The sequence below is a fragment of the Shewanella sp. 8A genome, from assembly GCF_023475945.1.
GTDB lineage: Bacteria > Pseudomonadota > Gammaproteobacteria > Enterobacterales > Shewanellaceae > Shewanella > Shewanella xiamenensis.
This window is the reverse complement of record NZ_JAMDJP010000015.1, coordinates 73,539-95,153: the sequence shown is the minus strand read 5'-3', so window position 1 is coordinate 95,153 and position 21,615 is coordinate 73,539. Positions and strand designations below refer to the sequence as shown.

Genomic DNA, 21,615 nt, shown 5'->3' with positions numbered 1-21,615 from the left:
GGCTTTGTTTTTATGAGCGGTGCTTAGAGCGGATTAAGCAATAAACCACGCATTGACAATACTCGGCGCAGAATTAACCCGGGGGAATTTTGATTACGGGTCTGGCGCAGATTGTGGGCGATCATAAACTCTTGGCGCAGATCTTGGTCAAGATCTAAGGCTTCAAAGGCTTCGATGGTTAAAGTTTGTTGCTGATTATCGATCAAAGACTTAATCACACTTAGCGGGAAAGATTGCTCAGAGCTGGCATTCAAATAAGCAAATGCGGTTAAGGCAATAATCTGGCCGAACACACTAAACAGCGCCAAGGTTTGCACCTCATCGGGGTCGATATCGACATCCGGCATATCAACTAAGCTGTCAACCGCATCAGTTGCTATATTTTCCGTGAGTTTCCAATAACCTTGCACCAACTTCTTATAGGGTTGAGGCAATTCATCGAGGCGTTCTTTCAAATAAAATGTAAAGGCGTAACGGTAAATATTAACTTGGCCCAAACGAATTAAGGCATCTTTTAAAGAGCGAGACTTAGGGCTAACCACACCAGAAGCTTGCGCCGAATTACTGCGCATCAACATATGGGCCGCTAACGCGGGATCACTCGAAATAATATCGATCACATTACGAATATCGCCTTCGGCAAGAATGGCCTTTTTCAGTGGAATTAAGATCCCACGGCGGCCAATGACTTGCTCTTCATTCGCTATGATGGCTCTCACTTGAGTAAAAACCTGTTGCTCAAGATCTGTCATAGGACACTTTACACCTGTTAATTAGCTATAAGATGATTCGAATACCGCTCACATCATACCCAAACTACAAAGAATTTCAGCACTAAGTCGTAGAATAATTGCGTTAACCCTAAAGATGATGTGCTTTACAGTATAAGCAACGACTTAGCCTATATTACACCCGTAAAAATGATTTTTCTCTGCACCCAACAGCAGAAATAACAAAGCCAGACAACGTCTGGCTTTAAAATGCGCTAAATCACTTAATTATCAGGATTCGGCTTAGAAGCGGTAACCTACCGTCAAGCGAATATCACGGCCTCGGCCTGAGTAATAGCCGTCATAGGTTCCACCAGCATAATAACCAGCACTGACATAGTCCTTATCGAACAGGTTATCGATACGCAGGCTCGCTAACCAAGCGTCACGGGTATAGTTAAGTGCCAAGTTACCTAAGACATAACTAGCCAATTTATCGCCTTGGTTAGCATTATCGCCTTCGATAAAGCGATCGCCCGTATAAATCGCCTCGGCAAAGACTTGAAAATGTTCGGCAAAATCCATGCTGACATAACCGCGTCCCGAATGCTCGGCCACCCAAGACAATTTCTTGCCATCATTTAGCCCATCGGTAAATTCGGCATCAATATAGTTGTACTCAAGACCTAGTTGCAACGCTTTAGTCACCTGCCAATCCCAATCGGCACTCGCGCCATAACGGCGTGAAGCATCGGCATTGACGTTCGCACCTTGGAAGCTACCACCAACGGGTTTTTCAGCACTCGGGTCGAAGACAATTTCATCTTCTAAATCGAGGCGATACAAACTCACGCGCAGGCTTTGGCTGGCGGCCGTCCAATCCCAACCCGCCTCATAGGAGCGGCCAGTCTGCGGCTTTAAGCCATACACATCTTTCGGGGTGTAGGCCTGCTCATCCACCTTAGCGAAACGGAAGTTTTCATCGCCACGTAGATAGAATCTGTGCTCCGCGCTCGGGCGGTAATTTAAACCGAACTCGTATGCGGTAGCATCTTCATCTAAATCGATACCATTTGGATAGACATTGCCATCAACCAGATCGTCAGTCACCCGCGCGTAACGTCCGCCCACCACATAGCTTAAGGTGTGACTTAACGGCACAGTGGCTTGCAGGTAAGCACTTTGCATTTCCTGCACATTGCTGCGCGCCATAGAGTCAAACTCGGCTTTACCGCGGCTGATATCTAAACCTGTCACTAGGTTTAGCTCGCCTTGACGGGTGCTGTAGTTGGCGAGCGCCTTAGGGCTAAACATCAGCAGTGAGCGAGTATTATGGCTCTGGCCCCAATTGAGTGAGCTGACTAAGGTATCGCTGTAATCCAGATCCGCCGCTAATGCCCAGTTTTGATTAAGCTGATGCTGATAGCCCGTACGCGCCGCAGTGGTCATTTCATGGGAATATTGCTTATCGTTCCCAGAGTAACGTGGGTTGTCTTTAAATTGATCTTTAGTCAATGCCCCTGGATTTTCGCGGTCATCATCGTAATAGCTGGTTTCGACAAAGAACGAATCAGTCGCCGTTTTATATTGAATGCGGCCAAGGATAGAACCCGTTTCATTGGCGTTATGCTGACGATAGTTGTCACCTTGGTTGTAGCTTCCGGTCAAGAAATAGCGCCAATCCTTGTTGATCGCGCCAGACACATCGCCGCGACCTTCATAGGTATTAAAGCTACCGCCGGATAATTGCACGCTGCCGCCGGTATTCTCAGGCGACTTAGTCACAATGTTGATCACCCCGCCTACCGCTTGGTCGCCATAAAGCACGCCCGCACTGCCGGATAAAATCTCGATGCGTTCAACCTGATTTAAGGGAATTGCATTCAGGCTAGGCACAGCAATATCAATGTTATTCAGACGGCGACCATCGAGCAAAATCAAGGTGTTGTTTACCGCAGCGCTGGCGCTAAAACCGCGCATCGCAAAGCTAGTACCAATATTGTTATCCGAAATTTGAATACCGCTCTGACCACGTAAGACGTCAGTCAAATTAGTCGCGCCACTCATTTCAATCGCCGCAGCATCAATCACATTCACATTAGCGGCAATATTTAACGGGGTCTTATCAGCACGACCAATCACCACGATATGCTCATCGACGTTGGCGGCATGAGTTTCATCAGCAGCCACAGCGGGCGCGATCATTGATACACTGCAAAGGCTGCCAATCAGCAGCGCAATTTTGGTTGGATGTGTTCCCATTTTACCTTTAACTCCTACAAGGAAAACGGGGCATTAGCGCCACGATACCGTTGATTCAGTAGAAAACACTGATAGTCACTATCGCATTTTGAGATCTGCCCACCGAAATCTCAAAAACACCTTTAGGGCCGGTCTCCGGACTTAGGCTATATCCATCTCAACTTGAGATGAACGCGAAACTGACCTTTACACACTCGATTTCAGTGTTCATCGTGAACTCCTATCAAATGCGGTCGTCTCTCACCTTTTACCGTTGCGGGGGCAGTGCCAGAATTTCACTGGCTTCCCGATTATCTCGCGACTTCATCATCGCAAGCACCACAGAAGGTTGACTCAAAATTAGGTTCAAAGGGCGTCAAACCTGTTAACGCCCAACAAGGCTCAGAATATTAAAGACCTAAGCGCGCGCATTATAGACGTCTATACGGATGAAAGTCCATTAATCTCAGATTGGCGAGAAAGCTCAGATGAGTTAGAAAACGCCATCCCAGTTTTTTGCCGCAGGTTGGGGTCTGTCTTTACTTAAAATAGCCTGACGCTGCTCAGGGGTTTCGCATTGGGCAACTGGGCTTAAATCCAGCGGCTTAATCACTAACGAGTCAGCAGGTTGCACAGGCGACTTGTCGAACATGGGCAAATTCATCGACCAAGAGACCAACTCCCCCTTGTCGCTAATGCCAACATAACCGTCATTTGCGCCATCTAACCACGTGAGACGCGGAATACGTGCCATTAACTTTTCCACATTATCACGGTTGGCTCGATATCCAACGGGCACCACTTTGCCATCGGGACGCGTAAACACAAAGGAGGATGGTCCTTGAGTAATAACACTGCCTTCCTGCCAATATTTATCAAGAATCTCTTGGGCATAGTGAAACCCAAACATATACGCGTAGTCAGTGTCGTCGGCCACAATTTGCGGCACGGCCTTATCCCGCAGTAATAAAAAGCCTGAGCCGATACTGATAATCTCCTTCACGCCTGTAATGTCGGTTTTTTTAATCCAATCGACGCCACAGTTAATCCCATCGCCCCAAAAATGCGCATCCCCCGTAGGACTTAACACCGCAAATGCGCAATTGTTTGCCGTCATACTCGCCACGTCTTTTAAGGCACTGCGGATAGGATAAGTATCACTGCGCCAGCCCCAACTCACTACTGAGCCGTCCTTTTTCAAGGCGGCATAGGTGTGTTGAAAATATTCGATCTTCGCCACATCCGTAAGCTGAGGGAGCAACTTTTTCATATTGGTCGACTCTTCAACCTGCCCCCAAATCACTGCACTGCCCTGTTTTTTGAGGGCGACAAAACTGCGTCCCTTAGCAAAGATATCAATGACATCAACTAATTGATCCTGCACATGCAAGCTATTGCCACCGTAAGGGCCATAACCCCAAGTGTGTACCTTGCCTGTGGCATCTAGCGCGGCAATGGCCTCTTGGTTGGCGAATAATTTAGTAATATTAGTCATGCGGTTTTGTAGGGCTTTGTCGAGGCGATATTTCCCCGCATTGCCCCAGAACACCACAGTGCCATCTTGACGTAACGCGGCAAACCCATCTTTAATCGAGACGATTTGCTTAACTTGCTTAAGCTGCTCAGTCACCTCGCGGCTATCGCCACCAGCATAGCTATCACCCCAAGTGATCACCTCACCGGATTGTGTTAACGCCGCAAAGGCCGAACTATTGGTCACAACAGTCTCGACAGCGGGTAAATCACAGGGAATATGGCGGTACTGTGGACTCGGATTTTCCTTAAATTGGAGCAGTTTGCCGTTATCAAACTGCAATAAGGCTTCCTTATCATTTTCGAACACGGTTACGGGTTTCGGCTGACTACAAGCCGTTAATTGTAGGGCGATTAAGGCTGCTACCAATGCCAAAGGGCGAGGAATTGAATAAGACTGCATAACTTATTTCCTTGTCGTTGCTGAAAACGTGAGTTGTTGAATATGTTGCGCTACGTTATCCGATAATGACTCGATTATCGGCCTCAATGCGCACTGAAAACCATGACTCGTATCTAACCGAGATAATAGTGCTTGTGTATGTTTATCAATCACCTGCGCGCTGTTGAGGCTGAGTGTTTGCAGCGCCATTGTCTGGCTAAATGCCGCTAAGATCCGCGCTTGCACAGGGCTAACCGTTTGCTCCACCGCACTATGGGTATTATCGAGTACCCATCTAACTAACCAAAGTAAATATTCGATGCGGGCAGCAAGGTCGACACAGCATTGTTTTTCATCCTCCAAACCAAAACTGAGCTCTTTGGCGTAACAAAATGCCTCCAATGCCATGAGCTTTTCTGTGGATAATGTCAGTGCCAAAGGGAGCTGATAAGTGCGAGTTATCAGTACAAAGGTTGCCAAGGTTCTTACCGATAAAGCTTGATTGCTACGGGCTAACATCGCGAGCACCAAGTAGTGAAACCCTAAGGAACTCAAGCGATAAAAGCTAGTCATCACAATGGTTTCATCTATCGGTTCCAACTGTTTTTTACTTGGCACAGATTGCATTTGGGCAAATAAGGCAACAAAACGCGGGTATAACTCACGGCAATGGCCGATATGTTCGGCCGCTTCCCATACCAGAATATTCGCGGCGGGGTGGCACCTGTAGGTTTCAAGCAGATTGATAATCCCAGCGTAATCCTGCTGCAGTCCTAAACGCTTGAGCATTGGCACATAACGACACTCGGCCCAACGAATTCTGAATAAGTTCAAACAGAAATAACCGACAAACAAGCCAAATAATAAGCCTGCGACGCCAAAGCCAACGTCCAGTTTGGCGCGATCGCGGGTTAATTCAAGATTGGCGCTCGCCCGTGTTGGTGCATCAGGCAAGTAGCTCACAGCACTTTGCGCATAGTTCGGCACTAATGCCCCCGGCGTATCCCCCTGCGGCGAGACTAATTGATAGGTCGCATGGCAATCCACACCATCAAGCTCCCACTGACGAATCACTTCGCCCTCGGCGGTGTGATACTCCACCAAACACACCAATCTTTGGCGAGACAAGCCGTTCGAACCTCGTTCACTCCGATACTCAGTGTCAATCACCCGACCAGTGGCGACAGCACCACGTTCTTCAAGTTGATTGACCAACGACCACTTTTGCACGCCTTCCCAGAGGAACAAGGCGGCAAAACTAAAAAGCAGCAGAGGGATACAGATTAAGAGTATTTCTAACCACCCCAAAAAACGAGTGGAGGTACTCGAGGTTAATTGACTAGGATTCACCAACACGCCAGAACGTCCTTATCATTCCATGATATTTAAGGCATTGAATATCTATCTTTATTGTGCCTAAAGCGGGCGCTATTGTAGCAGCTTGTGAAGAGAAATCAGAAAATGCTCACAGTTTATTGTAAAGACACTATGAGACTCACTGTCTTCAAGCTTTAGCGTGCTATTCTAAGCCTCCATTGCGCTGTTTAAAGGAGTAACAGTATGACTCGTCCTATTATTCTGGATTGCGATCCTGGCCATGATGACGCCATTGCGCTCATTTTAGCCCTCGCCCATCCAGAGCTCGTTCCACTCGCCGTCACCACCAGCGCGGGTAACCAAACCCCCGATAAAACACTTAATAACGTCCTGCGGATCTTAACCTTATTAAATCGCAGTGATATTCCGGTCGCGGGCGGTGCGGTTAAACCCTTAAGCCGTGAGTTAATCATTGCCGATAATGTCCACGGCGAAACCGGACTCGACGGCCCAGTATTACCAGAACCCAGCTTTACGCCACAAAGCATCAATGCAGTTGAGTTGATGGCGCAGCAGCTGCGTCAAAGTGATAAGCCCGTGACACTGGTTCCCACAGGGCCACTTACCAATATCGCGCTATTACTTGCAAGCCACGCCGAGTTACACGCCAAGATCGAACGCATTGTATTGATGGGTGGTGCAGCGGGTGTCGGCAATTGGACGCCTGCCGCCGAGTTTAATATTTTTGTCGACCCAGAAGCCGCCGATATCGTGTTTAAATCCGGTATTCCCATTACCATGTGCGGCCTCGACGTGACACATCAAGCACAGATCATGGATGAAGATATCGAACGTATTCGTGCGATTCCCAACCCTGTGGCTAAATGTGTCGCCGAGTTATTAGATTTCTTCATGATTTATCATAGGGATCCCAAATGGGGATTTGTGGGTGCGCCGCTGCACGATCCCTGCACTATTGCTTGGCTACTCAAACCTGAACTGTTTGATGGCCAAGACTGTCGAGTAGAGATTGAAACCCAGAGCGAATTAACGCTGGGGATGACGGTAGTCGACCGCTATCAGCTTACGGCTAAACCTGCGAATGCCACTGTACTGTTTGGACTCGACAGACAAGGCTTTGTTGACTTGTTAGTTGACAGCTTAGCGGCCTACACTCCAACGTATCTCAACCGCAGATGACACTAAGGTGAACCTTCCATGAGCCATATTCTTGTTATCGGCAGTGCCAACGCCGATCATGTCATGAATTTTGAGTATTTGCCCGCTCCCGGACAAACCCTAAAAAGCCGAAGTTATCGGCTAGAACATGGTGGCAAGGGCGCAAATCAGGCCGTCGCTTGCGCTCGCCTGTGTCTACCAGATTCTCGCGTGGATTTTATTTGCCATGTAGGCCAAGACGGTATCGGTAATGAAATGCGCAATAGTTGGCTCAAGGACGGAATACAAGCCGATGGCATCACTCAAGTTGCCAATATGAGTACAGGTACAGCGATGATTTTTATCGCTGAAAATGGCGAAAACACGATTGGGATTGCCGCTGGGGCTAATGCCCACCTCAGCCCTGCCGAGTTAGAAAAACATTACGCCCTGTTTGCCAATGCGCAATACCTACTGCTCCAACTCGAAACACCCACTGAGACGGTGAGTAATGCGCTGCAAATAGCCAAACGTCTTGGTATCACCACTGTGCTTAATCCTGCGCCAGCGGCCACTAAGGAGCTGGACTACCTCAAATGGGTCGACATTATTACTCCCAATGAAACCGAGGCCGAAGCCTTAACGGGTATAGAGGTCAAGCATGAGGAAGATGCCAAACTCGCCGCCCAATGGCTACATCAACAAGGGATTGCGACGGTAGTAATCACCTTAGGCAGCAAAGGCGCATTTATCAGTAGCGCTGGCTTTACCGGGCTAATTCCGGCACTTGAAGTACGAGCCATAGATACAGTCGCCGCCGGTGATACCTTCAACGGTGCACTGGTTGTCGGCTTAAGTGAAGGTATGTCGATTGCCGCCGCCGTCGGCTTTGCCAATGCGGCATCGGCGATTACGGTTACCCGTGAAGGCGCACAACGCGCCATTCCCTACCGCAACGAAGTGCCGCGTTAATGCCTGATGAGTGCGGCAAATTGTCGCACTCAACCTCTTTCAATCAAAAGTTGTATATACATAATTTACATACCGAATTCATTCCCATTTAATGAATTCAACCTATGCTGAGCAGCGCATACTCGAGTCAAACGGCTCGATCCACCTTGTTCAGAATAAGGAAGTACCAGATGAAAGCGAAAAGCACCACTTTCCGTAACATGACTAGCGCAAGCCTACTCGGTCTAGGATTATTCGTCGCCAGCCAAGCGAGTGCTAACGAATGTGAACTCAAGATTGCTGCAACTGACGCAATGCAATTTGACACTAAAGAGCTATCTGTTCCTGCTACCTGTAAAGAAGTCACACTGACCCTAACGCACACTGGTACCCTGCCCAAAGCCGCTATGGGCCACAACTGGGTATTAACTAAAGCCGCAGATATGTCTGCCGTTGCGACCGATGGAATGAGTGCTGGTGCCGATGCAGCTTATGTTAAAGCCGGTGATACCCGTGTTATTGCTCACACTGCGTTAGTGGGTGGCGGTGAATCTACTTCGATAAAATTTAGTACTGCGGGTATGAGCCCAACTGAAGCTTACCAATTCTTCTGCAGCTTCCCAGGTCACTGGGCGATTATGCAAGGTAGCTTTAAAATTCAAGGCTAATCCCATTGCCTAACAGCTACTTAGGGGAATACCTTAAGATGGCATAACAAAAAGCGGACCTTGGGTCCGCTTTTTGTTGAATGCAGATTGACTCACAAGCCAGCTTGCCTTCGAGACTTTTGTTCCGAGATTTCTTCTGCGATTTATTCTTCGCCGAACTCGTCTTCATCATCAAAATCATCGGCGTCAGTTGCCGCTTCCGCTGCTAATGCAGCCGCTAATTTAGCCTTAGCTTGTTTCTCTGAGCGACGCTTATTACGCTCAACCAGTGTGCCTAAAAACACTTGCAGCTCGGCTTGACCCCAAGCTTGTGCCTCGGCCTCAGTCGCAAAACCATCATGGCTTTTCGACACAACCGTCTTAGTCGACGTCATACGACGAGTGATTTCCGTCTTCCAACCATTTTCAGCTTGAGTGACGCGAAAATCGTATTTTTTACCCTTGCTCATTCTGCTCTATTTCCTAAATGATGCTTGCCACGTTTGTCTTATCAAGCGATACAAACGCCATCATAAAACAAAAGGAGCGCAGTTTACTTGATTTCGGCACAGAAAGATCGCTTACGAGAAAATTTTCATGCTTAGCACTTTCAAATAGCCGTAATAATCCCAAAAGTAACGCGACATGCTAGATGATTTTTCGTCCTAATCTTAGTCCTAAGCTCAGTATCAAGCTAGCGTAAAAGCGGCGGGCAAACGGTAACTTTTCTTGTTTTGATCATAAAACTTAACATATTTAGTCATCTAGCCATTTTAGAGTTTGAGGTGAATCCATTCACAAAAACTCAATCTAGGAAAGATGATGAAAACCTCTCCAATAACACGCTACATGCTATTTGCCACAACAGCTCTGCTTGCTGGCTGCAACAGTGATACTAAAGATAACGAGACCACAGCACCCACCACTCAAATGGTTGCGGCCCAAGTGGGTGAGCGGCCGCTGTTTCTAGTGCGCCAGATGCAAGACAGCACACTTAAAACCCGCTTAGAGCAATGCACCACTGATCATTTTTATCGCAGTGATTTTTCCATTGGTCATCGCGGCGCGGCGATGCAGTTTCCTGAACACACCAAAGAATCCTACCAAGCGGCTATTGATTCCGGCGCGGGTATCGTCGAGTGTGATGTGACCTTTACCGCCGATAAAGCCTTAGTCTGCCGCCACTCTCAGTGCGATCTCGCCAGCACGACCAATATTTTGGCCATTCCCGAACTTGCCAATAAATGCTCTGTGCCTTTTACGCCCGCCGATCCGGCCAATGGCATTGCCGCCACAGCAACCTGCTGTACCAGTGATATCACCCTTGCCGAGTTTAAAACCTTAAAGGGTAAGATGGAGGGCGAGAATCCCAAGGCCACCACTGTCGAGGAGTTTATGAATGGTACGCCTAAGTGGCGCACGGATTTATATGCTGGCAATGGCACCCTAATGACCCACGCCGAAAGCATTGAGATGTTTAAAAAGGCCGGTGTAAAAATGACACCCGAGCTAAAAGCCGCGAGCGTAGCTATGCCCTTCGATGGTTTTACTCAGCAGCAGTACGCCCAGAAGATGCTCGATGAATATACCGCAGCAGGTGTCGATGCCTCACAGGTCTTTCCTCAATCCTTTATTTTGGATGACATTAAATATTGGGTCGCCAACGCGCCGGAATTTGCTAAACAGGCAGTATTTCTCGATGACAGGTACGATTATAACAACGCCTTCGATCCGCAAAATTCAGCGACTTGGTCACCCTCAATGGCGGATTTAAAGACCCAAGGCGTCGAAATTATCGCGCCGCCACTCTGGGTTTTAGTCGCCTTAGATGCGGATAAAAAAATCATTCCCTCGGAATACGCTAAGGCAGCTAAAGCCTCGGGACTTAAGATCATCACATGGTCGCTGGAGCGTTCTGGTTTATTAAAAAATGGTGGCGGCTTTTATTATCAAAGTATTACCGATGCCATTGATAATGAGGGCGATACCTACGAACTACTCGATGTGTTAGCTAAAGATGTGGGCGTGATTGGCGTGTTTTCGGACTGGCCAGCGACTGTGACTTACTATGCCAACTGCATGGATTTATAGGCCAAAACAATAGGCGCTATTTCAAAACCGAGAAACAAAAAAGCGTTAGCAAAAACTGCTAACGCTTTTTATTAACACATCATTTTTATTTAAAAAGATGCTGAATATTTTTTAAATCGCCCTTACCTTCGGCAATTTCTTCCGGCGTTAAACCCGTCACTTCATGTGGGAACACTAACCAGTCTTCAGAGGCATGGATATAGTAATCAGGCTTTAAAGGCACAGCGGTATTCTTTGGCTTGTAATAAGGGCAAGCGATACGAATATCCTGCGGCATATTTAAGCGCATCAGTTGGCTTAACTTTTCCTTCAGCGCATGGATACTGCGGCCAGAGTCAAACACATCGTCCACAATCAGTAAGCTATCGCTGGCATTGGCATTTTCAACAATGTAATGCAGACCATGTACTTTGATTTCTTTGCTTTGCTTGTCGGTACCAATACCGTAGTAAGACGAGGTACGCACGGCGATATGGTCGGTTTCAACCTTCTTAAAGTCGAAAAACTCTTGTACCGCGATCCCGATTGGAGCACCGCCACGCCAAATACCCACGATAAACTGCGGACGAAATCCACTCTCATAAACCTGTGAAGCTAATAGAAATGAATCTTCGAGCAGTTGCTGTGCGGTAACGAAATATTTTTCTGACATGACACCGATCCCCATCTTAATTATTGATTTTAGGCGGCAAAGCGTAGCTTTTTACCTAGTAAGGTCTGTTCGGCGTCCAAAACACGAGAACAGCATTCTCTTTATAAGAGTCCTAGCAAGTGTAGGCAGCCGCCGAATTTTGGGAGCGAATTTTATACCAAAAAAAACCACCGTGCTGCAGTAATAGTAATAAGTTGTAGATTAACTGCGGTTTATTTTGCATTTTTAGGACGGAACTAACAAAAACGCGCAAAAAAAGGCCACCCAAAGGTGGCCAATAAGTAACGAGCACAAGCTCAACGCAAAGGATGGAGCTTAAGTTTGGCGCTTAAGTTAGCTCACTGGGTTGATAATATGTTCACCGACCTTAGTCATGGTGCTGTAGCTACGGCTGGTCGACTCTTCAAACTCCTTCGCCAGAATCGTGCTGACATAATGCCAGTCGCTACGCACCGCTTCCTTAGTGAAGGTTAAGGTCATAAAACCGCGATCTTTGAGGTTGGTGTATTTAAGATCCGGCACCAACTCGACAATTGCCGCCTCGGTCGCGGGGATCTGCTCCACAGGCAGATTTAAATAGTATTCCAATCCAGGGGATGATACTGAGCTTGTGGCAAACTCCACCCCAACACTATTACCGTTGACGTCTTTAAGCTCATTCGCCCACGCGTTATGGGTGTCACCGGCGATCACCACTAGGTTGTGATTTTTCGATTTAGCCGTGCCTAAAATCACTTCTCTTTCATAGGCATAACCATCCCATGCATCCAAATTATAAGGAATAGATGGCAGTTGTAGTAGGGCGATCACCTCTGGCGTTAACAGGGCTTGATTGGCCTGTAAATACTGTAATTCTGCCGCCGTTAATGTTGGATCATTTGCCGCTGCGCGGGCCGCTAACTTCGCCAGCGCACCAAGCATGGCGTATTGTGGAATGCTCATTTGCTGGGTGGCAATCGCGGCAGGTAGAGACATTTTGCCCATGAGGATCTGCTGACCCAACACCTGCCAAGTACCCGTGGCTTGCAATAAGGTGCCCTGTAACCAGAGCAACTGGGTTAAACCCAACATGGTACGCGAGGTCGAAGTTACATCGGCGCGGAAACGCTCACCATCGAAGGCGCCCGTGCTGGCATCCATATAGTCGGCATAGTCGAGCTGTTTATCGCGGGCTAACACACGCGTATCGAGCATATGTAAGTCGACTAGATTACCGTAACTAAAGCTACGGTAAATCTCCTCATGATTGCCCTCACGCCATGGACGAATCGGCAGCCACTCGAAGTAAGCTTGCAACGCCGCTTCTTTGCGTGCCGCAAAAGTTCCTTCGCCTTCGTTATGATTCTCAGCGCCATCACGCCAAGTATCGTTTGCTACTTCGTGGTCGTCCCATACCGTAATAAAAGGCACTTTAGCATGCAGTTTTTGCAGGCTGGCATCGGTATGGTATTGGGCGTAACGGGTACGATAATCGCTAAGTGTTAGTAGCTCATTGGCGGGTAACACTTCACGGCCAAGCTCTGCCGCATGTTCGCTGGCATAACCACCACGGGCATATTCGTAAATATAATCCCCAAGATGCACCACGGCATCGAGGTCATCCTGCGCCGCTGCCAGTTCATACACGTTAAAATAACCCGCAGGAAAGTTAGCGCAGGACATCACGGCTAACTTGACTGAACTCACCTCTCCCTCGGGTAAAGTGCGGGTTTTGCCCACGACAGAGGTTTTATCAGCCGTCATAAAGCGGTAGAAATAGGTTTGTCCCGCACGTAAACCACGGGCATCAACTTTAACGGTGTAATCACGATTAGCATTAGTGACCATCTCCCCCGTGGTCACTAATTGGGAGAACGCTGCATCACTGGCGACTTGCCAGCTGACTTTAACATCCCCCGCAGAATCCGGCGTCACGCGGGTCCAAAGGATCACCGCATCCTGCGCTGGGTCACCACTGGCAACCCCATGTAAAAACTGTGCGGGCACAGAGTTATCATCATTACTGTCACTACACCCCATTAGGCCGTAGGAAATCACTGCGGCACCAATACCTTTGGCTGACATGGCTAAAAAATCACGACGAGTCACGGTTCGTTTCATTATTATTATTCCTTTCTAAGATGAGGTTCACTGGTATGAGGTCTAATAAGGCCCCGATTGTGAGACATCACTGTTACACATTTGTGACATCTTTGTCAGCCTTTTATGATTTCTTTTAATTCATAGCCTTATACTGAATAGCGTACTTTATTTGTACAATACTGGCATAAGGCGCAATGAAGCTGCTAACATCGAATAAGAGGCAAATCGCTCAGCGTTTGGCCTAATCAGGACCAAATTCAGGGCATTGTTAAAAAAGGAATTTAGGATGAAAGTCAGCGATATTATGAGCACAGAGGTCATCTGCATCAGCGATGGTGCGAGCCTTAAAGATGCCCACCATTTAATGCAAACCCGCGGCGTGCGCCATTTACCAGTGATTTCTGAAACCGACGGCACCTTAGTCGGTATTCTTACCCACAAAAAGATGATCGCCAGCGTATTGTCTATGTTGAATAAATACGGCCAAGGCGCATTGGATCGCAAGGAACGTTACACCCCCATCGCCACTGTGATGGATAAAGATTGCCAATCTCTCACCCCTGATGAACCTTTAACCGTGGTAGTCGAATACTTTATCGGCAATAAACTCGGCTGTTTACCCGTAGTGGATGACAATAAGAAAGTATTAGGAATAGTCACCTCGTCTGACTTTATCAAGCTCTGCCGTACCCTACTGCAACAGCAAGCTTAACCTCTAATACTCGCCCAATTCCTCGCCAGCTCTCGCAGAGCTGGCGAGTGTGCTTATTTCAACACTCCCAAGGACGCCCGTGGCCAAGTTATTAACCCAAGAACAATTTATCCGCGCCTATGAATGCGCCGAATTAGGCTGTATTGCCAACCATGACCGCCTCGCCCAATTGCTCGCCGATCCCGATTATGACGCTTTACATGAATACAGCGCCTACTTTGGCAAAGCGGCGACACAAATCACCTGTATCAGTGACTTACAAAGTATGGAGGAATTGCATTTTGTCGCGGGCAACCTGAATTGGGATGACCATGATCCCGATATGGTCAGGGCTATTATCGAACATCCACTCTGTGATGCGGGTACCGCCTTATTGCTCTACTGGTACGGACAAGGCTTTTATTACTCCACGCCGGAGACACTCTATACCCAATTTGGACAGCTATTTACAGATATCACCGAGCGTTTTGTTAAGCGCGGCTATGCCAGTTATAAAATCCATTTTGACCCGATTAAAGAATGTTTTATGCCCTCATTAGAAGATGTGTTGGCGCAAGGATACCAAATTCCAGGGGCTATTTTTGCCCCTTACAGCACAATGGAAATCGAAACCGATGCAGGGCACCCAAGGTATCTGCAATTTAAAAATGAACTGCTGAAATCGGGCAAATGGGGCAACCAATAAGGGTTGACCTTTTATTATCAGAACGATTTAAGCTGAGGTTGCTGGCGGAATACGCGTAAAACGCTGCCAGCGACCCGAGCGCCAACGGTGCACCATAATCAAGCCTCGCACCCATTCATCGGCCGCAACGGCAAGCCAAGCGGCCAGCACACCATAACCTAACTGCAGCCCAAAGAACCAAGCTAACAGTACGCCAATGCCCCACATGCTAAACAGGCCCACGCGCACCGGAAACGCCACATCCCCCGCGCCTTTTAATGCCGAAATAATCACCAGATTAAAGACTCGGCCGGTTTCCAGCGCGATAGAGCCCAATAGCAGAAGTGCAGTAAGTTCAATCACTTCTGGGTTTTCACTCAACCAACCCACAATGGTAAAACGCTGCCAATAAAAGGTTAACACTATGGCAAGGGAGACGATAAAGCCTACTAAGCAATACTTTTGCACCCGCAGCGTTATCTCATCAAACCATTGTTTACCGACGTAGTAACCGGTTTGAATTTGCGCCGCCTGCCCTAGCGCCACCGCAAAACAGTAAATAAAACGGCTGATATTCAAGCCATAGGTATAGGCGGTCAGCGAGAGCGTGCCCATCTGGCTGATAAAATAGATGATGGTCATCTGCGCCACATTGTAGGACAGCATTTCGCCGGCATTGAGCAAACCTATGCGCATCACGCTCCAATAGGTGGTGCGCGGCAATAACTTAAGTCGTTGCATTGGCAGTGGAATACGCTTACTGCGGATCACCGCCAGCATAATCAAGGCACCAATCATCTGGCTGGTCACAGTCGAAATCGCCACCCCTGTCACTCCATAAACCGGCAAACCAAAGGGAGAATAGAGGGCAATATAGTTACCGAGCACGTTCATCAATCCCGTGCTCAATGTGACCAACATAGCCGAGCGGGTAAAACCGTAACTACGTAAGATGGCAGCAAAGGCGATGTTCATCACCAGCCCGATACTTAAACTGCCGCAGATCAGCAGATAATCGTAACCATAGCCCGCAACCTTAGGCTCTAGCGCAAATAAACCGATAATGCCGTGGGCACTGAAAAACATCGCAGCGCCCATCACCACTGCTAAACCTAAACTTAAGGCCACGCTGGCGACACCAATATCAGTCGCCTGTTGGGTTCGCCCCGCACCATTATTTTGGCTGATCAGAATGCTGGCGCCCGTGCTGACCATCATGGACATCACCATCATAAAAAACATCAATTGGGTAGTGAGTCCGACCGCCGCAACCGCATTATCGGAATAATGGCTCAGCATAAAAATATCGCTGATCCCGAGTAAGGATTGCAGCAAGGTTTCGATAAAAATCGGCCAAGTGAGGGCGACAATGCCCATGCGTTGTTGCAGGGTTTTAGCTGATGTGGCCACGTCCAATCCTTACCGCTGGAAGACAAGTGAAATAGCAATAACACGCCAAGGCTGGCGAGCGGTAATTTTCTTACATTTTTAGATTGTGCTCAATCCTTCATCAAACCTAAAACCTGCCCCTGCAACCGTATTCATCGGGCGAAGCTCAATACATAGGAGTCACGAAACATCGGCAATGACAAATCAATAAGCGTTAATCAATAACTGCTAATCAACTGAAATAGATGGCGTTAATTGCAAATCACCCATGACACTCTACCCTTTTCAAGATTGAGCCGATACACTTTGCCGACCACAAGGGGCGATCAACGCTCACCGAATATATTCAGGGAAACTGCACATGAGCCAACGCTATTTAGAAGACGGAATTAAACAATTGGTGAGCGAGTTTATCGCCGCAGGTTGCCCTTCGGTGCGCGAGCAAAGCCTTGAGGAACGTCGCCAAGGTTACATCGCCAGCACGGTATTGGCGGGCGAGCCGGAAGCGGTGTTTGAGGTCAAAACCTTATCCCTTGAGGGCATAGAATTAACCCTATTTAAGCCCTCGGCGGATAACAATTTACCCGTGGTCATTTACTATCACGGCGGTTGTTTTGTCAGCGGCGGCATCGCTACTCATAATCAGCAACTGCGTAAAATCGCCAATGATTCCGGCGCATTAGTGGTGGCGGTCAGCTATCGTCTCGCCCCTGAGCATGTGTACCCCGCTGCCCATGACGATGCCTTCAATGCTGCCAATCTCGTACAGCAACATTGCCAGCAATGGGGCGGCGATAACACCAATATCACTCTGATGGGCGACAGTGCCGGCGGCCATTTAGCCTTAGTCACTTGCCTGCGGTTAAAAGCCAAAGGGCAATGGTTGCCTAAAAAACAAGTGCTTATCTATCCGATGTTGGATGCGACCGCCAAGAGCCAGAGTTATATCGACAATGGCGACAAGTACATTATCACCCGCGACACACTGCTCACGGGCTTTGATATGTACCTCGACTGGCATCCCAGAACCGATGTTGAAGCCAGCCCTCTGCGCAGCCAGGATTTAGCCGGTTTACCCGAAACCCACATTATTACCGCCGAGTTCGATCCCCTGTTAGATGAGGGCGAGCAGCTATTCCGTAACCTACTAGAGGCAGGCGTCGATGCCCATTGCCGCCGCTATTTAGGGGTGATCCACGGCTTCTTCCAACTCGCTGGCGTCAGCCAATCGGCACGTGATGCCATGGTGCAAGTAACCCACATTATTCGCACTTAATCCTCACTAAGCCGCATGTCTAGATAAAAGCCATGCGGCGATTGAATCCAGTCAACGAATAACCTATTGCATGATAACGCAATGATCTAACGGCGCTATTTCGCCTCTGGTCGACTCAGCTTGTAGATCACTTCTTTATGCTGCGGATACATCGCCAGCAAAGCTTCTTGGCTAAACAACTCAAAGTCATCGAAGGTAAAACCGGGTGATACCATACAGCCCACCAGCGAGAATCCATCTTGATTCATCGCCGAGCCAAAAATGCAGCCCTTAGGCACTAAAAACTGTGGTCTTTCGCCCGCAGCTAAATCAAGTCCTAACTGCGCCGTGGTCAGCTCGCCTTCGGGGGAAATCATATAAATCGTCAATGATTGCCCCGCATGGAAATACCACATCTCATCGGCCGTGAGTCGATGAAAATGCGACACTTCGCCCGTTCGCAGTAAGAAATAAATACTGCTCCACAGCTGACGACTCGAATCGAAGGCCGAATCGGAGCGAAAAGACGAACGGTAATATCCGCCTTCTACATGCTGCTCAAGCGCTAAATACTGAATAAAATCATCTGCCGTGTGCATGGCATTTCCTCATTTTAAATGTTAATGCGCCAAAGTTTACACTCTCACCTAAATGGGATTAACCCTAATTGTTTGCAGATCGAGGATTTGACCACAAAAACCACCTAAACTGATAAAGCTAGTCGACTATTCATCATATTGTTAACAATGCTGAACCCAAGTTTAAGGTTTGAATATCCACAAAAAAAAGCTAAATTCAAAACCAAATGACTGCCAATACTGACATTTGCAGTAGCAAGGATAATGAACACATAAAATGTGTCAGGGAGTAGATTTGATGATCAATGTTGAGCAAATCGCTTTAGTGCTGGACGCCCTACCCGATCCAGCGTTTATCCTTTCCCAAAGTGGCCGTTATATTGCGGTGTTTGGCGGTAAAGATGATCGTTATTACCATGATGGTAGTGGATTAGTCGGCCTATATATCAGTGACGTATTAAACGAAGAAAAAGCCAATTATTACCTCAGCATTATTGAACAAGCTTTAATAAGCCGTAAATTGCTCATCGAAGAATATGAGCTAAGTAACAAAGATATCAAAGGCTTACCCGAACAAGGCCCCACCGAACCTATTTGGTTTGAAGGGCGCATTCAGGCATTAGATTTTCTCGTCGATAATGAACCCGTGGTGCTGTGGGTCGCCAGCAATATCTCCAAACGCCATCAGCTTGAAGTCCAGCTACGGCAATTAAGCGATACAGACCAACTCACAGGACTATTTAACCGTCGCAGATTAGAGCGCGACTTAAACCTGCTGTTCGATAGCTATAGTCGGCACCGCATTCCCGCCTCGATCTTAGTGCTCGATCTGGACAATCTAAAATTGATCAACGATCAACTTGGTCACCATGCGGGTGATAACGTCATCATGGCAGTGGCCGACACTTGCAAGCAGCAATTTCGCAAAACCGACAGTGCCTACCGTTTTGGTGGGGATGAGTTTGTCGTCGCCCTGCCCGGCGTTGAATACGATCAAGCCATAGTGTTTGCAGAATTTCTCTGCGATTGCTGCTTCAAAGCACTACAAAAACACGCCGTAAAAGGGCTCTTCGCCACCGTCAGTATTGGTGTCGCCACCATAGAGGCGAGCGATAAATCCTACGAAGACACCTTAAAACGCGCCGATGCCGCGCTCTATCAAGCCAAGCGGAATGGTAAGAATCGCGTAATAGCCAATACGGCTTAATTTCCGACAATAGGATAGTATAGAGCTTGATATGAGTTCACCTTGCAATATATCACCCCCAGAATTTATGACCTTATAATCATAACACATTGTAATAAAACAAATTCAAACAAGCCTAATATACAAAAACATTTAAGATAAATATCAAAAAAACCAGTTATTGTAAGATTAATAAATTGATAGAGTGAATAAACTCATTTACAATTATTAACCCTATTTTACCTTAGACGACATGATTGCTTATACATAATCAAGTCAACAGAAAAATATTTACACTCAAAATTTAAACAAGGCTAATATAATGAGATATTCTCAGGAAGAGATGAAAACAGCATATAATAATGTTATGAAAAAATGCAAACCTATGGGTGCTATTTTTGGCGCATTGGTCGGTACCATTCCGGCGCTAGCAATTTATATATCATTTGTTTTTATGAATGTTAATGGACCTATTTGGATTTTATGCATTTTGCCTCCAGCTGTAATTGGCATGTTTTCACGCTTTGTTGGAAGAACCTTTAGACCAGAGCATCGTATCCCCACAGGGCTAATCGGAGCAATAACTCATATTTTAGGATGTTACATTTTAGGAAGTGGAATAATTTTTTATCTATTAGCACCAATTAATTTTGCAATAGCAATGATAGCAGCAAAAACAAAGCTAAGCGAAGTAGAAGAATGGGCAATTTATCAAGCTGATATTGGAAAGCTATCCTAAAAACATAATAAATAAAAATAAGAAAATGAGATTACTAAATATAGCATTATTCATTCTACTCCTTTGTAGTTTCCATGCCGACTCTACGGAACATTCTGTTAAAAGCTCAACGATAAGCTCCAGAATACAGATTAAAGATATCAATCAAGTATTACCAGCTCAAAGCGTAGGTACTCTGGTCATTACAAGGAATCGATTTAGCAAAGATACTCAATCACTATGTACGGGTATTCTAATTGCTGATGACTATCTTATGACAGCGGCGCACTGCATTATCGACCATATGACTGGTGAGGGTGTGCTCAATGCAGAATTTATTCCACAATACCTTGGCGATGGTAAGCAAATTCGTTCAAGAGTGTTTATTGAAAAAGGCTGGGTTCACAAAAAATACTTAACCACTGATTATAAAGATATTTTACAATTCAAAAATGGTTTAGTCTCACTCAATCGCAAACCAAATACGAGTGATTTAGCTATACTAAAAGTCACAAACAGCCAAACAGGATATGGCTTAGGGAAGCAGTACGGATATGTTTCCCCTATTGCAGCAGAAGATGTGTTAACCACTAAAAACCCTAATGTTAGTTTACTAAGTTATCCAGCAGATAAAAGTGGTAATACATTATGGTATCAACAATGTCACTTAACAGAGCACAAGTCATTAATAGGGAAGTTTGACTGCCAAATCTACTCGGGTTCTAGTGGTGCAGGATTACTAATAAAGGCACCGAATTCTGATAAAGATAGAGTGTTAGGGATAGTTTCATCTTCATCTGATAATGGACTATCAGGTGCTGCGGTTCTTTTTTCTACTGAAATGATACAGGATATTCAGAATATTATTAAGAATCGCACTGAATTGATTAAACATTTTAGCGCCGTAAAATTTAAAACAACACCTCGAACTTATGTGCATATTGAAAATCTTTGCAAAAAAGAAATTATTGCCATGGTATATTCAGAAGAAAATAATCAGGGAATGGTTTCTGAAAGTAAAATACCAGTTAATACATCCGTAATTTTTAATAGCATACAATCTAGAATATGGTACAGTCATATTAGAGATCTAGAAGGAAAACCTTACAATTTTGGCAATGATATATTGCTAGATGTTAATAACAAATCATATTACTTTAAAAAAAATATTATTCCATATAAAAATATTGGCAATGGAAGTGTTTTTTATGGTGATTATTTTCTAAAAGTATACTGTATTTAATACACGCTACGTTTATTAAACACAGTACTGTACGATGGCCTATAACATCAAACTAGGAACTACGATTTAGGGGCTTGCATCAACACTGTTTAGGTTAGTTTGATGC

General features: G+C 46.5%; 19 protein-coding genes and 1 riboswitch. Of the genes, 10 read left to right on the top strand and 9 right to left on the bottom strand.

The features are described from left to right. Positions 1-23: 23 nt before the first annotated feature. From M0413_RS13270 to M0413_RS13255, 4 genes are all read right to left on the bottom strand, one after another. The gene (locus M0413_RS13270) at positions 24-752 is read right to left on the bottom strand and encodes an HDOD domain-containing protein (RefSeq protein ID WP_037414412.1); all 729 of its coding nucleotides are present in this window, start codon (positions 750-752) and stop codon (positions 24-26) included. Positions 753-1,013: 261 nt separating this feature from the next. Continuing rightward, positions 1,014-2,972 carry a TonB-dependent receptor gene (locus M0413_RS13265; protein WP_249554541.1) on the bottom strand — a complete coding sequence of 653 codons (1,959 nt, stop codon included), beginning with the start codon at positions 2,970-2,972 and terminating at the stop codon, positions 1,014-1,016. 109 nt (positions 2,973-3,081) lie between these two features. Continuing rightward, a riboswitch (cobalamin riboswitch) is annotated at positions 3,082-3,310 on the bottom strand. A 134-nt stretch (positions 3,311-3,444) separates the two neighbouring features. Further along, positions 3,445-4,887 (bottom strand): RCC1 domain-containing protein, encoded by a 1,443-nt coding sequence (locus M0413_RS13260; RefSeq protein WP_249554539.1) that lies wholly within the window; start codon positions 4,885-4,887, stop codon positions 3,445-3,447. A 3-nt stretch (positions 4,888-4,890) separates the two neighbouring features. After that, entirely contained in the window at positions 4,891-6,222 is a 1,332-nt protein-coding gene (locus M0413_RS13255) for a DUF3592 domain-containing protein (RefSeq protein WP_249554537.1), read from the bottom strand. A 204-nt stretch (positions 6,223-6,426) separates the two neighbouring features. On the opposite strand from M0413_RS13255, the gene rihA reads away from it, so the two are divergent. The 3 genes from rihA to azu all read left to right on the top strand — a co-directional run bounded on the left by rihA (position 6,427) and on the right by azu (position 8,960). Continuing rightward, entirely contained in the window at positions 6,427-7,383 is a 957-nt protein-coding gene (gene rihA, locus M0413_RS13250) for a pyrimidine-specific ribonucleoside hydrolase RihA (RefSeq protein WP_249554535.1), read from the top strand. An 18-nt stretch (positions 7,384-7,401) separates the two neighbouring features. Next, on the top strand, positions 7,402-8,313 hold the full coding sequence (gene rbsK, locus M0413_RS13245) for a ribokinase (protein ID WP_249554534.1): 912 nt from the start codon (positions 7,402-7,404) through the stop codon (positions 8,311-8,313). Positions 8,314-8,483: 170 nt separating this feature from the next. Beyond that, positions 8,484-8,960 carry an azurin gene (gene azu, locus M0413_RS13240; RefSeq protein WP_055648145.1) on the top strand — a complete coding sequence of 159 codons (477 nt, stop codon included), beginning with the start codon at positions 8,484-8,486 and terminating at the stop codon, positions 8,958-8,960. Positions 8,961-9,103: 143 nt separating this feature from the next. On the opposite strand, the gene M0413_RS13235 is transcribed toward azu, so the two are convergent. Then, positions 9,104-9,409, bottom strand: a complete 306-nt coding sequence (locus M0413_RS13235; RefSeq protein ID WP_037414426.1) for a DUF3622 domain-containing protein — start codon at positions 9,407-9,409, stop codon at positions 9,104-9,106. A gap of 352 nt (positions 9,410-9,761) precedes the next feature. Between M0413_RS13235 and M0413_RS13230 the strand changes: the two genes are divergently transcribed. Further along, a complete protein-coding gene (locus M0413_RS13230) occupies positions 9,762-11,030 on the top strand; it encodes a glycerophosphodiester phosphodiesterase family protein (RefSeq protein WP_249554532.1) in 1,269 nt (422 codons plus the stop codon). Positions 11,031-11,115: 85 nt separating this feature from the next. Here the strand turns inward: M0413_RS13230 and M0413_RS13225 are convergent, their stop codons facing one another. Further along, the gene (locus M0413_RS13225) at positions 11,116-11,682 is read right to left on the bottom strand and encodes a phosphoribosyltransferase (RefSeq protein WP_011624046.1); all 567 of its coding nucleotides are present in this window, start codon (positions 11,680-11,682) and stop codon (positions 11,116-11,118) included. A 333-nt stretch (positions 11,683-12,015) separates the two neighbouring features. Beyond that, positions 12,016-13,782 carry an alkaline phosphatase D family protein gene (locus M0413_RS13220; RefSeq protein WP_249554531.1) on the bottom strand — a complete coding sequence of 589 codons (1,767 nt, stop codon included), beginning with the start codon at positions 13,780-13,782 and terminating at the stop codon, positions 12,016-12,018. A 268-nt stretch (positions 13,783-14,050) separates the two neighbouring features. Here M0413_RS13220 and M0413_RS13215 point away from each other — a divergent pair, with 268 nt between their 5' ends. Both M0413_RS13215 and M0413_RS13210 read left to right on the top strand, forming a co-directional pair. After that, positions 14,051-14,476, top strand: coding sequence for a CBS domain-containing protein (locus M0413_RS13215; RefSeq protein WP_224021059.1), 426 nt, complete (start codon positions 14,051-14,053; stop codon positions 14,474-14,476). A gap of 79 nt (positions 14,477-14,555) precedes the next feature. Next, positions 14,556-15,161 (top strand): DUF4274 domain-containing protein, encoded by a 606-nt coding sequence (locus tag M0413_RS13210; protein WP_047539824.1) that lies wholly within the window; start codon positions 14,556-14,558, stop codon positions 15,159-15,161. Positions 15,162-15,188: 27 nt separating this feature from the next. On the opposite strand, the gene M0413_RS13205 is transcribed toward M0413_RS13210, so the two are convergent. Next, entirely contained in the window at positions 15,189-16,550 is a 1,362-nt protein-coding gene (locus M0413_RS13205) for an MATE family efflux transporter (protein WP_047539826.1), read from the bottom strand. A gap of 340 nt (positions 16,551-16,890) precedes the next feature. Between M0413_RS13205 and M0413_RS13200 the strand changes: the two genes are divergently transcribed. After that, a complete protein-coding gene (locus M0413_RS13200) occupies positions 16,891-17,805 on the top strand; it encodes an alpha/beta hydrolase (RefSeq protein ID WP_172587256.1) in 915 nt (304 codons plus the stop codon). A gap of 95 nt (positions 17,806-17,900) precedes the next feature. On the opposite strand, the gene M0413_RS13195 is transcribed toward M0413_RS13200, so the two are convergent. Continuing rightward, entirely contained in the window at positions 17,901-18,383 is a 483-nt protein-coding gene (locus tag M0413_RS13195) for a cupin domain-containing protein (RefSeq protein ID WP_249554529.1), read from the bottom strand. Between the two features lie 277 nt (positions 18,384-18,660). Between M0413_RS13195 and M0413_RS13190 the strand changes: the two genes are divergently transcribed. The 3 genes from M0413_RS13190 to M0413_RS13180 all read left to right on the top strand — a co-directional run bounded on the left by M0413_RS13190 (position 18,661) and on the right by M0413_RS13180 (position 21,509). Beyond that, positions 18,661-19,569 carry a sensor domain-containing diguanylate cyclase gene (locus M0413_RS13190; protein WP_249554546.1) on the top strand — a complete coding sequence of 303 codons (909 nt, stop codon included), beginning with the start codon at positions 18,661-18,663 and terminating at the stop codon, positions 19,567-19,569. 301 nt (positions 19,570-19,870) lie between these two features. Next, complete coding sequence (locus M0413_RS13185; protein WP_047539835.1) at positions 19,871-20,287, top strand: hypothetical protein; 417 nt, start codon at positions 19,871-19,873, stop codon at positions 20,285-20,287. After that, complete coding sequence (locus M0413_RS13180; protein WP_249554527.1) at positions 20,271-21,509, top strand: trypsin-like serine peptidase; 1,239 nt, start codon at positions 20,271-20,273, stop codon at positions 21,507-21,509. The genes M0413_RS13185 and M0413_RS13180 overlap by 17 nt, the downstream gene beginning before the upstream one ends. The last annotated feature ends 106 nt before the right edge of the window (positions 21,510-21,615 follow it).